The sequence below is a fragment of the Pseudomonas sp. BF-RE-22 genome (assembly GCF_019956155.1).
Classification (GTDB): Bacteria; Pseudomonadota; Gammaproteobacteria; order Pseudomonadales; family Pseudomonadaceae; genus Aquipseudomonas; species Aquipseudomonas migulae.
This window is the reverse complement of sequence record NZ_JAHBDD010000055.1, coordinates 179,265-191,390: the sequence shown is the minus strand read 5'-3', so window position 1 is coordinate 191,390 and position 12,126 is coordinate 179,265. Positions and strand designations below refer to the sequence as shown.

The 12,126-nt window shown below is 58.9% G+C and carries 10 protein-coding genes; 8 read left to right on the top strand and 2 right to left on the bottom strand.

What is annotated here, in order from left to right:
- The first annotated feature begins 191 nt into the window (after positions 1 to 191).
- Positions 192 to 500: a DUF3077 domain-containing protein gene (locus KGA82_RS23470; RefSeq protein ID WP_223452636.1), complete on the top strand. Its 309-nt coding sequence runs from the start codon at positions 192 to 194 to the stop codon at positions 498 to 500.
- A 69-nt stretch (positions 501 to 569) separates the two neighbouring features.
- Here the strand turns inward: KGA82_RS23470 and KGA82_RS23465 are convergent, their stop codons facing one another.
- The gene (locus KGA82_RS23465; RefSeq protein WP_223452654.1) at positions 570 to 1,217 is read right to left on the bottom strand and encodes a peptidase M41; all 648 of its coding nucleotides are present in this window, start codon (positions 1,215 to 1,217) and stop codon (positions 570 to 572) included.
- A 371-nt stretch (positions 1,218 to 1,588) separates the two neighbouring features.
- Between KGA82_RS23465 and KGA82_RS23460 the strand changes: the two genes are divergently transcribed.
- Positions 1,589 to 2,587: an Abi family protein gene (locus KGA82_RS23460; protein ID WP_223452635.1), complete on the top strand. Its 999-nt coding sequence runs from the start codon at positions 1,589 to 1,591 to the stop codon at positions 2,585 to 2,587.
- Between the two features lie 58 nt (positions 2,588 to 2,645).
- Here the strand turns inward: KGA82_RS23460 and KGA82_RS23455 are convergent, their stop codons facing one another.
- Entirely contained in the window at positions 2,646 to 5,000 is a 2,355-nt protein-coding gene (locus KGA82_RS23455; protein WP_223452634.1) for a glucose/quinate/shikimate family membrane-bound PQQ-dependent dehydrogenase, read from the bottom strand.
- 174 nt (positions 5,001 to 5,174) lie between these two features.
- Here KGA82_RS23455 and KGA82_RS23450 point away from each other — a divergent pair, with 174 nt between their 5' ends.
- The 6 genes from KGA82_RS23450 to pqqB all read left to right on the top strand — a co-directional run bounded on the left by KGA82_RS23450 (position 5,175) and on the right by pqqB (position 12,078).
- Entirely contained in the window at positions 5,175 to 5,636 is a 462-nt protein-coding gene (locus KGA82_RS23450) for an Lrp/AsnC family transcriptional regulator (protein ID WP_008027020.1), read from the top strand.
- A gap of 263 nt (positions 5,637 to 5,899) precedes the next feature.
- Positions 5,900 to 7,582, top strand: coding sequence for a flavin monoamine oxidase family protein (locus KGA82_RS23445; protein WP_207284813.1), 1,683 nt, complete (start codon positions 5,900 to 5,902; stop codon positions 7,580 to 7,582).
- A gap of 12 nt (positions 7,583 to 7,594) precedes the next feature.
- A complete protein-coding gene (locus tag KGA82_RS23440) occupies positions 7,595 to 8,389 on the top strand; it encodes a carbon-nitrogen hydrolase family protein (RefSeq protein WP_223452633.1) in 795 nt (264 codons plus the stop codon).
- Between the two features lie 48 nt (positions 8,390 to 8,437).
- Positions 8,438 to 10,864: a pyrroloquinoline quinone biosynthesis protein PqqF gene (gene pqqF / locus KGA82_RS23435; RefSeq protein WP_223452632.1), complete on the top strand. Its 2,427-nt coding sequence runs from the start codon at positions 8,438 to 8,440 to the stop codon at positions 10,862 to 10,864.
- A gap of 155 nt (positions 10,865 to 11,019) precedes the next feature.
- Complete coding sequence (gene pqqA, locus KGA82_RS23430; protein WP_009045898.1) at positions 11,020 to 11,094, top strand: pyrroloquinoline quinone precursor peptide PqqA; 75 nt, start codon at positions 11,020 to 11,022, stop codon at positions 11,092 to 11,094.
- 72 nt (positions 11,095 to 11,166) lie between these two features.
- Positions 11,167 to 12,078, top strand: a complete 912-nt coding sequence (pqqB, locus tag KGA82_RS23425; protein WP_223452631.1) for a pyrroloquinoline quinone biosynthesis protein PqqB — start codon at positions 11,167 to 11,169, stop codon at positions 12,076 to 12,078.
- Positions 12,079 to 12,126: the final 48 nt, after the last annotated feature.

Below are 12,126 nucleotides of genomic sequence, written 5' to 3'. Positions count from 1 at the left end.
AAACCAGCGCACTAATGCACGCATTACGAACGAAGGTAGTTTTCAGGCCTGAATTCTTGATATGGCGGCTGTGCGTGGGACGCCCTCGGGCGTGCCGGTTTCCTTGGTTCCCGGTTTACCACCCTGCGTACAGCTGCCACCTTTTCGTGTGGTAACGAAAAATGGCAGCTCCTGGAACCCTGGAGTAAACCATGCCCCAAACAAATCCGCTCCACCCCTCAGAACTGAAAACCATCGGCCTCACACCCTTCATCTACTGCTCAAACCAACCGCTGTTCCATGTCAGTAGTGGCGTTCCCCTCGCCGATGCTCTAGCTCAGGCCTCAAATCTGTTGTACCTCGCCAAGGAGCTGACCATGGACGCCGCCTACGCCAAAGACACCGACCGCCACGCCTGGGCAGCGCATTACCTCACGTCGATGAGCAAAGCCGTGGTCGATGATGTGATGAAGGTGCTGGAGCGTGGACCTGATCGCACCGATACGAAGTCCAAAAAATAACGGCCGATGGGCCGTGGAATGAGCCCCGAGAATTCGGGGCTTTCACAGGATGATCGGTGGCGCGTTGTCTTACGCCCAAACACCCAACGCTGGAATGGCCTGCACTGGCCGCAACCGCTCAAGCATCTCACGCGTAAACACCACCTCATACGTATCCGCCGCCCTGCCCCACTGCTCCACGATGACCATGGCGTCAACCAACACGCGCCCCAATTCGGTAATCGTGTCCGCCAGGTCCTCGACGATTGCTTGAGTCCGGCCCCACATGCGATCAGTCATCGCTTGAAGCTCAGCCGCAATACGGTCAGATGACGCAGGGTCCGTATCGGGACAGGTGATGTTGCGCAGCAAATGCTGAAGCTCTTTTACTTTTGCGTAATCCTGCTCCGCCCCCAGCGCACCTTTCAGGATGGTGACGGCTTTCGTCTTGTCTACGCGATTCCCGGACCGATGTGTCGAAGACAATGTCTGCCCCATGGCGCCAGCCATCAGGACCATTATTCGGGCTTCCACGTGCGCTTTCATTGCGTCCATCGATGAAATCGGGCGCGCCAGGGTAATGGCAGCGCCTCCTTGATGCCGTAAGTCCATGGTCACGGACAGAGTCACGCCGCCGGTTGCAAACCCCAATGCGCGGGCCACGACGTAGTGGCCCATTTCGTGATGGGCGATCTGTAATGCGTGATCCCGTATAGCGGGAGACATCTTCGTTGTCATTTCCATTGCCCCGCACTCTTCGAATTCGACTGACTGTTAGTGTCCATTCTGTCGAGCGAAGTAGGAAGATTCCCAAGTTGTTGAAGCTCTATTCTTATAGGCCCTGTTACGCGGCCTATCGAGCTCGGGTCAGTGTTTACAGCCAGTACAATCAGTCTCAAAACCTGAAAAAGACAAGGTTCCTCGTCAACAAAAACAGCGAGATTCCTCATGCAAAACCTGGCCTATCCGCTTATCGACCTTTCAGCAAAAAACTTGCAAAGCGAAGCGGTTCTACCTAGTCTTCGCCGCAACACACCCGCCATGCCTATAGTTGCGTCAGCAGCCAAGCACAAATTGAGCGGGTTTTTTTTGCCCGGAGTTTTTAGGGCATGAGAGTCTTTGGTAAACCGGTGATCGACATCACTGCCCAAATCGAACTGCTCAAGCAGCGTGGCCTGCAAATCCAGGATGAGGCTCGAGCACGGTACTTCCTGCAAGCTGTCAGCTTCTTCCGCCTCACACCTTACATGCGTACGTTTCAGCATGCAGACGATCAAGATCACCCTTTCCGCAAGGGTTCCGAATTTCGTGAACTGACCACGCTCTATGAGTTCGACCGCAGGCTGCGCCTACTTGCAATGGATGCCATCGAGCGTGTCGAAGTTGCCGTTCGTTCATTGATCAGCAACCACATGGGCCCCACTCACGGCGGGCATTGGTACATGGAAGTCCGGCTATTTCAGCACACCTATGACCACGCCCGATTGATGGAGACCATACGCACCAAGCAAAACACCGCCAAACGCGATTACGAAAAGGAATGCCAACGGATAGACCGCCTGCAAACCGATACCCGGCGTAAAGATCACCTTAAGCGGCAACGTGCGAAAGAAAGCTATGCCCGGCACTATCCGGTAACGTACGACCAGCCGTCACTGATGCCCGGATGGGCCATGCTGGAAGAGCTGACCCTGGGAGATCTTTCTCACCTGTACAAGGGACTTGCCCGCGATGCAGACAAGAAAGTTATCGCCAAGTACCTTGCATTACCTGCACCTCTGCTGCAATCGTGGCTGCATACCCTGACCACCATTCGCAACATTTGCGCCCATCACGCGCGGCTGTGGAATCGGGAGCTGGGGATACGACCGGAACTGCCTAAGAAAACCAGTTTTCAATGGCCACAGGCATTACTTCAGCAGGGACAGCATCCGCGAATTTTTTCGGTTTTGTGCATCCTTAAACACTTGATGCACCAAGTGAGCCCACACACCCATTGGGATCGCCGTTTACTAGAGCTGATGCAGGAATTTCCCAGTCTGAATCAGCGAGCAATGGGATTTCCACAGGAGTGGCACCAAGACCCGTTCTGGCAGATAACGGAGTAATTTCAAAAATGAAAAAGCCGCGCAATCGCGCGGCTTTTTCGTACGTGCGATTCAGCCTTTACTCAGGCAAGGCATACGCAATCACGTAATCCCCACGATCCGTTGACTGACGCGCACCGCCCACCGTCAGCAGGATGTACTGCTTTCCGGTTTTCGGCGAAACGTAAGTCATCGGACCCGACTGGCTACCCACTGGCAAACGCGACTTCCAGATCTCATTCCCGTTACCCGTATCGAACGCCCGCAGGTAGAAATCCTGGGTACCGGCGAAGAACAGCAGGCCGGACTGGGTGGCCAGGGAAGCACCGAGGGTCGGCATGCCAATCGGAATCTGCAAATGCATGCGGATGCCCAGCGGACCGGTGTCTTGCACGGTGCCGACCGGGACTTGCCACATCAGTTTGTGGGTCTTGAGGTCGATGGCGGACATCGTGCCAAACGGCGGCTTCTGGCACGGAATGCCCACCGCCGAGAGGAAGCGTTCGCGCATCGCCCCGAACGGTGTGCCTTCCTGTGGCACGACGCCCATTTCGATACCGCTGGCCCCGGCGGCGATCTTGTTGCGCGGGATCATGTAGTTGGCGAGGCCCAGGCGCATGTCGTTGACGAACATGTAGTTCGTGTTTGGATCTACCGAGACGCTGCCCCAGTTCATACCGCCCAACGAACCCGGGAATTGCAGCGCGCGGTCCATGCCCGGCGGGGTGTAGACGCCTTCGTGGCGCATGCCTTTGAACTGGATGCGGCACATCAACTGGTCAAACGGCGTGGCGCCCCACATGTCGGCTTCGGTCAGGGTCTTGTTGCCGATGGACGGCATGTCCACCGAGAACGGCTGGGTGGGCGAATAGCGTTCGCCAGGCACACTACCTTGCGGAACCGGGCGCTCTTCGACGCGCGCGATCGGCACGCCGGTTTCGCGGTTGAGCAGGAAGATCTCGCCTTGTTTGGTGACTTGCGCCAAGGCTGGCTGCAGGCCGCCCTTGTTGTCCGGCACGTCGTACAACAACGGTTGGGCCGGCAGGTCAAAGTCCCACAGGTCGTGATGGGTGGTCTGGAAGTGCCAGCGCACCTGACCGGTCTTCACGTCGATGGCGACGATGGACGAACTCCACTTGTCATCGAATGCCGTGCGTTGGCCACCGAAGAAGTCTGGCGTGGCGTTGCCGGTGGGCAAGTAGACCAGACCGAGTCTGGCGTCGTAGGACATGGCCGACCAGACGTTTGGTGTGCCGCGTGTATAGGTCTCACCAGCCGGTGGACGTTTGGTGGTGTTCGGATTGCCCGGATCCCACGCCCACACCAGTTCACCGCTGCGTACATCGTAAGCGCGGACCACGCCTGGCGGTTCGCCGATGGAGTAGTTATCGGCCACACGGCCACCGACGATCACCACGTCACCTGCGACCAGCGGGGTCGAGGTTTGCTGGTAGTAACCGGGCTTCACTTCACCCATGTCGGTGGTCAGATCGACCGTGCCTTTGTTGCCAAACTCTTCACACGGCTTGCCGGTCTCGGCATTGATCGCGATCAGACGGGCATCGCCGGTCGGCAGAAACAGACGTTTCGTACAGGCAGTGGGCTGGTTATCCGAAGACACTGGCGTCTCGGAATAACCCAGGCCACGGCAACGCTGCCAGTTTGGCGCAGTACCTTGCGGGTCGAACTTCCAGCGTTGGGCGCCTGTGTCGACGTCCAGCGCGAAGACTTTGCCGTAAGCGGTGCAGGTGTAGACCGTGTCGCCGATTTGCAGCGGGGTGTTCTGGTCTTCAGCACCAGCGCCGGTGCTTTGCGGGATGTCGCCGGTGCGGAAGGTCCACGCCACCTGCAACTTGTCGATGTTGCCTTTGTTGATCTGGTCCAGCGCAGCAAAGCGGTTGCCAGCGGTGGTGTTGCCCCAATGGGCCCAGTCTTTCTGCTCGGTACCCGGAGCGACCGGCGTAACAGCCGGTTCAATGCTGGCCTTGACCACATGGGTCGGCACGAACATGTAGGCCATCGTTGCGACAACGCCGACGCCCAGAATACCGGCGAGGCCATAAGCGCCACGGCCGGCAGTCGCGCCTGAAGCACGGACCAGCGTCGGATAGATCAGCGCAACGACCACGCCGATCACGGCGAAGGTCAGCACGCGCGAGACCAGTGGCCAGTATTCGAAACCGGTGTCCCATACGGCCCAGATCGCGGTAAGCATCAGCGCCACGCCATACAGCCACGCACCTTGCGGCTTGCGACGGGCGATCATCAGCCCGGACACCAGCATCGCCAGGCCCATCAGCAGGAAATACCAGCTACCGCCCAGCGAGACCAGATAACCGCCGCCACCGGCCAGGCCGAGTCCGATCAACGCAATCAGGACACCCAGCCCCGACAGCAACCATTTGCCGCCGCCGGCAGCCCCAGAATTATTCATGTCGGTAATTTTCCCCATTTGTGACAAGCGCGGAATAATGTACTACCTAGTTACTTATGGCAAATTGTCGCAGGCAAAAATGGCATGAACGGTACTGAGGCTAGATCAAACATCCGGTATGCGAGCGGTGCTGTAACATGCTGACCCACTGATTTGTGTTGCTGGAGACGACCATTGCCTGACACTCGCCCGCCCGTTCTTGACGAAATCGACCGCCAATTGATCGCGGCCCTGCAAATCAATGCCCGCGAAAGCGTGGCCATGCTCGCCCGGCAATTGGGCATCGCCCGCACCACCGTAACGTCGCGGCTGTCGCGGCTGGAAAAGGCCAGGGTCATCACCGGTTACGGCGTGCGCTTGGGCCAGCGTGTGGTGGACGGCGGATTGCAGGCGTACGTCGGGATCACGGTGCAACCGCGCTCTGGCAAGGAGGTGTTGCGGCGGTTGAGTGCGATGGCTCAGGTTCAGCAGTTGTGTGCAGTGAGTGGCGAATTTGATTATGTGGCGTGGCTGCGCACTGATTCGCCGGAGCAACTGGATCAGTTGCTGGATCAGATCGGCAGTGTGGACGGGGTGGAGAAGACGACCACGTCGATCATTCTCAGCAGCAAGATAGATCGCGGCCAGCCGGTTTAACGCCGGCCAAGGTGGGAGCGAGACTGGCTTGCCGGCGAATCGATTTACCCATCACTATCAATGTCGACTGACACACCGTCATCGCGAGCAGGCTCGCTCCCACACTGGACGGTGTGTAGCAATAGCTCGTCATTTTGCTCAATTAATTAGCAAAACGACGACACATTGCGTCTTATTAACGTGTTCTACGCTCTCTAGAATGGCTGCCATCTTTTCCTATACTCAGACGCGCACCCCGCGTCCGGTCGCCAGCAAGGTCAGCCATGAACAAGAACAATCGCCATCCTGCAGACGGTAAAAAACCAGTCACCATTTTTGGCCCGGACTTTCCTTTCGCCTTCGACGACTGGATCGAACACCCGGCCGGCCTCGGCAGCATTCCTGCGCACAACCACGGCGCCGAAGTAGCGATTGTCGGCGCCGGTATCGCCGGTTTGGTCGCGGCCTACGAACTGATGAAACTGGGCCTCAAGCCCGTCGTCTATGAAGCCTCTAAATTGGGCGGCCGTCTGCGCTCGCAGGCGTTCAACGGGACCGATGGCATCGTCGCTGAACTGGGCGGCATGCGCTTCCCGGTGTCGTCCACCGCGTTTTACCACTACGTCGACAAGCTCGGCCTCCAGACCAAACCCTTTCCCAATCCGCTGACCCCTGCCTCTGGCAGCACCGTCATCGACCTGGAAGGCAAAACCCATTACGCACAGAAACTGGCGGATCTTCCGGCACTGTTCCAGGAAGTGGCTGACGCGTGGGCGGACGCACTGGAAGCCGGCTCACAGTTCTCCGATATCCAGCAAGCGATCCGCGACCGTGACGTGCCACGCCTCAAAGAGTTGTGGAACACCCTGGTTCCGCTGTGGGACGACCGCACCTTCTACGACTTTGTCGCCACCTCCGAAGCCTTCGCCAAGCTGTCGTTCCATCATCGCGAAGTATTCGGCCAGGTTGGTTTCGGCACTGGCGGCTGGGACTCGGACTTCCCGAACTCGATGCTGGAAATCTTCCGCGTAGTGATGACTAACTGCGACGATCACCAACACCTGGTCGTCGGCGGCGTCGAACAAGTACCGCAAGGCATCTGGCGCCATGCGCCGGAACGTTGCGTGCACTGGCCCGAAGGCACCAGCCTCAAGTCGCTGCACAGAGGCGCTCCACGCTCCGGGGTCAAAAAAATCGCTCACGCCGCGGACGGTCGCTTTGCGGTCACCGATAACAACGGCGATACCCGCGAGTACGCGGCAGTGCTGACCACCTGCCAGAGCTGGCTGCTGACCACCCAGATCGAGTGCGACGAAACCCTGTTCTCGCAAAAGATGTGGATGGCCCTCGACCGCACCCGTTACATGCAATCTTCCAAAACCTTCGTGATGGTCGACCGCCCGTTCTGGAAGGACAAGGATCCGGAAACCGGCCGCGACCTGATGAGCATGACCCTCACCGATCGCCTGACCCGCGGCACCTATCTGTTCGATAACGGCGACGACAAGCCGGGCGTGATTTGCCTGTCGTACTCGTGGATGAGCGATGCGTTGAAAATGCTTCCGCACCCGGTGGAAAAACGCGTCGAACTGGCGTTGAACGCGCTGAAAAAGATCTACCCGAAAGTCGACATCGCCGCGCGAATCATCGGCGATCCGATCACCGTGTCGTGGGAAGCCGACCCGCATTTCCTTGGCGCCTTCAAAGGCGCATTGCCCGGTCATTATCGTTACAACCAGCGCATGTACGCACACTTCATGCAGGCTGATATGCCAGCCGAACAGCGCGGGATTTTCATCGCTGGCGACGACGTTTCGTGGACACCGGCGTGGGTCGAAGGCGCGGTGCAGACCTCGCTCAATGCGGTGTGGGGCATCATGAAACACTTTGGCGGTGAAACTCACGCCGAGAACCCGGGTCCAGGAGATGTGTTCAACGAGATCGGTCCGATCGCCCTGCCCGAGTAAAAGGAGTTCGAAATGCGCGTAGCCCTTTACCAATGTCCACCGCTGCCTCTGGACGTCGCCGGCAATTTGCAACGCCTGCATCAACTGGCGCTGGAGGCCAAAGGCGCCGATTTGCTGGTGCTGCCGGAGATGTTCCTGACCGGCTACAACATCGGCGTCGATGCCGTCAGTGTCCTGGCGGAGGTGCACAACGGTGAATCGGCGCAGCAGATCGCGCGCATTGCCAAGACAGCGGGGATCGCCATTTTGTATGGCTATCCCGAGCGTACCGAAGACGGGCAGATCTACAACGCCGTGCAACTGATCGACGCCAATGGCGAACGCCTGTGCAACTACCGCAAGACTCACCTGTTCGGCGACCTCGATCACTCGATGTTCAGCGCCGGCCAGGATGATTTTCCGCTGGTGGAGCTCAACGGCTGGAAGCTCGGTTTCCTGATTTGCTACGACATGGAGTTCCCGGAAAACGCGCGGCGTCTGGCCCTGGCCGGCGCCGAACTGATTCTGGTGCCGACGGCGAACATGATTCCTTACGACTTCATCGCCGACGTCACCGTCCGCGCCCGCGCCTTCGAAAACCAGTGTTACGTGGCTTATGCCAATTACTGCGGCAACGAAGGCGACATCCACTACTGCGGCCAGAGCAGCATCGCCGCGCCGGATGGTAGCCGCATCGCACAGGCGGGCCTCGATGAAGCGCTGATTGTCGGTGAGCTGGATCGCCAGTTGATGATCGATTCCCGCACCGCCAATCGTTACTTCCTCGATCGCCGCCCGGAGCTTTACGGCGAGCTGAACAAGCGCTGACACCCAGTAATCCGCTAGCATTAGCGCTTCCCTGTTCTGGAAGTGCTCATGCCTGCGCTGAATCCCCCTCGCCCTCACACTGAAACCCTGGCCAACGGCCTGCGGGTAACGCTGCGTCATGCCCCGAATCTGAAGCGTTGTGCGGCCGCGTTGCGGGTCGCCGCGGGCAGTCATGACGTGCCATTGGCATGGCCAGGTCTGGCGCATTTTCTTGAGCACCTGTTGTTTCTCGGTACCGAGCGTTTTCCTGCGGAACAAGGGCTGATGGCCTACGTACAAGGTCATGGCGGGCAAGTGAATGCGCGGACCAGCGAGCGCACCACCGACTTCTTTTTCGAGTTGCCACCTCAAGTCTTCAACGAAGGATTGCAGCGTCTGTCAGACATGCTCGCTCATCCGCGTATGAATCTGGACGATCAGTTGCGGGAACGGGAAGTGCTGCACGCGGAGTTTGTCGCCTGGTCGCAGGATCCTACGGCACAGCAGCAACTGGCGTTGTTCGATGGGCTTTCGCCGACTCATCCGTTGCGCGGCTTTCATGCCGGCAACCGCGACAGCCTGCCCGTGCAGCAACCGGAGTTTCAGCAAGCGCTGCGGGATTTCCATCAGCGGTTTTATCAGACCGGACAGATGACGCTGAGCCTGGTCGGCCCGCAAAGTATCGAAGAGTTGAAGCAAATGGCGCTGAAGTTCGGTGCGGTGATTTCCGAGGGAAAAAACCTCCCGCAACAGGCTCCTGTGCCGCTGATGGAATCTTCAGTCGCAAGTTATCAACAGGCTGGCGAGCGTCGACTGGATCTGCTGTTTACCTTCGAAGCACTGCCCAATGCGTCGACCGAAGCATTGGCGTTTCTGTGCCATTGGTTGAACGCCGCGAAACCCGGCGGGCTGCTGACTGTATTGCGCGAATGCGGTTTGGCTGAGCATCTGAATGCCAAGCCGCTGTATCAATTTGCCGGACAAGCCGTGCTGCACGTTGAATTCACAACGACCGCATCGGCGAGCGTCCTGAGCGAGAAGCTCCTGGATTGGCTGGGCTTTTTTGCAGCTCAGCAAGATTGGGCCCTTCTGCGTGACGAGTACGCTGCCGTGCTTCAGCGCCAGCAACAAGTCAGCAGTGCGCTGCAACTGGCCCGACTCGACAGCGAACAGCTTGAAACCGGGTTATCCGAGCAAGGCGTTGCAGCGCTCAAGGACATCCTGAAGAAAATCGGCGCTGTGGATAACTTCAGCGGTGAATGGCAACTGCCGACACCGAATCCGTTCTTGCGCGCCGAGGCGCCCCCCTCAAATGCCGGCCTGATTCGCGGCCAGACCAGCAAACACCGTGGCCTGCGGACATTTGCGCAGGATCGCTCGCGCAGCCGTCGCGAAAACTCGCCGATGCAATTCAGCCAGGCCCTGCCGGACAACACCGCTGAAGGCGCGATTTATCTGCGCTGGCGACTTGAGTCCAGACCTCAACCCCGCCATCAGCAGGGTCTGGAAAACCGCCTGCAGCCGCTGCGCGAGGATGCCCGTCAGGCGGGCGTCGACTTTTCCTTCAGTGCTTCTGGAAATGAATGGTTGCTGAAAATGACGGGGCTGCAAGAGTCGATGCCGACCGTCCTCGAACATGCGCTGAAAGAGCTGACAAACCCTGACGCCGGTTTCTCACAGGAAGAACCGAAAAGCGCCGCATTGATACCGATTAAACAACTGCTGAAAGCGCTGCCTGATCATTGCCTTGAGCAAAGTTCAGTCGCTGATGACTTGCAGCAGCTGTGGTCGACGGCGCGCTGGGAAGGCCAGGCAATCGGGTTGTCGGCACAGACTCAAGCAGCGATGGGTTTCGCCCTGAGTCGCGTGCCCGGCATTGCGGACACTCAACCGTCGTCGCCGTCCTCGATCAACGGGCAGCGTCTGTGGACCGCCCTCGACACCGGTTCCAGCGAACACGCGCTGTTGCTGTTCTGTCCGACGGCCACGCAGGAAATCTCTGACGAAGCTGCGTGGCGTTTGCTCGCGCATATTTGTCAGACACCGTTCTACCAGCGTCTGCGCGTGGAGTTGCAACTGGGTTATGCGGTGTTCAGTGCGCTGCGTCAGGTCCATGGGCAGACGGGCGTTTTGTTCGGCGTGCAATCACCGAGCGTCGCGCCTCTGAACCTGCTGCAACACATGGAAAACTTTCTGAACGACTTGCCCGCAATGATCGACGGCATCGACGAGGCGACCTTCGTTGCCCAGCGTCAGGCCTTGGCCGATCAATTCCAGATCGCTGCGTTGCCCGTCGTCCAGGCCGCCGAACTGCTCTGGCAGGGCAAGCTGGCCGGCCACTCGTCGGATTATCTGGCGCAGCTTCCCCAAGCCATTCTGGACATCGATCGTTCTGCCCTGCGCGCCGCCGCACAACGCCTGATCAACGCCGAGGGCGGCTGGCGCGGTCTGGCCAGCAGTTCGCAACCGGAGGCGCCTTGGCAAGTGGCAAAATGATCATTACCGCTGGTGCAATTAGCTTTTTCCGAGATTGCAGGCCAATCGCTCTGTAATTTTGAGTAACATAGCCACCTAACTATCTGAACATCTCCGGCTGGAGGTGGACTATATGTATAGATCTCAACCGTCCCATCACCTGAAGGAGCGCTCCCATGTCCTGGTCCAAACCTGCTTACACCGACCTGCGTATCGGCTTTGAAGTCACCATGTACTTCGCAAGCCGCTAAGCTTGTCCTGCCGTTCAGCGCCTCGGTTTGCCGAGGCGTTTTTATTTTCAGCGTTTAAATGATGGAGCACCCATGTTTGTCCAGATTCTAGGTTCCGCCGCCGGCGGCGGTTTCCCCCAGTGGAACTGCAACTGCGTGAACTGCGCAGGTTTTCGCGACGGGAGTCTGAACGCCAAGGCGCGGACCCAGTCGTCCATCGCGATTTCCGATGACGGCGTGAACTGGGTGCTTTGCAACGCCTCGCCGGACATCCGCGCCCAGCTCCAGAATTTTACCCCAATGCAACCGGGCCGCGCCCTGCGCGATACCGGTATCAGCGCGATCATCCTGATGGACAGCCAGATCGACCACACCACCGGCCTGCTCAGCCTGCGCGAGGGTTGCCCGCACAACGTCTGGTGCACCGACATGGTCCATGAAGACCTGAGCACCGGTTTCCCGCTGTTCACCATGCTGACCCACTGGAACGGCGGGCTGAACTGGAACCGCATCGAACTCGACTGCAGCTTCACCATCCCGGCCTGCCCGAATCTGCGTTTCACTCCGCTGCCACTTCGCAGCGCCGCGCCACCGTATTCGCCGCACCGTTTCGACCCGCATCCGGGCGACAACATCGGGTTGATCATTGAAGACCTGAACACCGGCGGCAAGCTGTTCTACGCGCCGGGCCTGGGCAAGGTCGACGCGCCGCTGCTGGAGATCATGGCCGGCAGCGACTGCCTGCTGGTGGACGGCACGATGTGGGACGACGACGAAATGCAGCGCCGTGGTGTCGGCACCCGCACCGGTCGGGAAATGGGCCATCTGGCGCAGAACGGCCCCGGCGGTATGCTGGAAGTGCTGGAACAGTTGCCCAAGCAGCGCAAGGTGCTTATCCACATCAACAACACCAACCCGATCCTCGATGAGGATTCGCCGGAGCGCGCCGAGCTGGTTCGGCGGGACGTTGAAGTGGCGTATGACGGCATGAGTATTGTGTTGTAGCGGATGGCCTCTTCGCGGGCAAGCCTCGCTCCTACAGAGGCAGCGCTA

What these genes read in the sequence shown, in the direction of transcription:
- KGA82_RS23455 (WP_223452634.1), bottom strand. Translation starts at nt 5,000, where the DNA reads ATGAATAATTCTGGGGCTGCCGGCGGCGGCAAATGGTTGCTGTCGGGG.
- KGA82_RS23445 (WP_207284813.1), top strand. Translation starts at nt 5,900, where the DNA reads ATGAACAAGAACAATCGCCATCCTGCAGACGGTAAAAAACCAGTCACC.
- KGA82_RS23465 (WP_223452654.1), bottom strand. Translation starts at nt 1,217, where the DNA reads ATGACAACGAAGATGTCTCCCGCTATACGGGATCACGCATTACAGATC.
- pqqF (WP_223452632.1), top strand. Translation starts at nt 8,438, where the DNA reads ATGCCTGCGCTGAATCCCCCTCGCCCTCACACTGAAACCCTGGCCAAC.
- pqqB (WP_223452631.1), top strand. Translation starts at nt 11,167, where the DNA reads ATGTTTGTCCAGATTCTAGGTTCCGCCGCCGGCGGCGGTTTCCCCCAG.
- KGA82_RS23470 (WP_223452636.1), top strand. Translation starts at nt 192, where the DNA reads ATGCCCCAAACAAATCCGCTCCACCCCTCAGAACTGAAAACCATCGGC.
- KGA82_RS23460 (WP_223452635.1), top strand. Translation starts at nt 1,589, where the DNA reads ATGAGAGTCTTTGGTAAACCGGTGATCGACATCACTGCCCAAATCGAA.
- KGA82_RS23440 (WP_223452633.1), top strand. Translation starts at nt 7,595, where the DNA reads ATGCGCGTAGCCCTTTACCAATGTCCACCGCTGCCTCTGGACGTCGCC.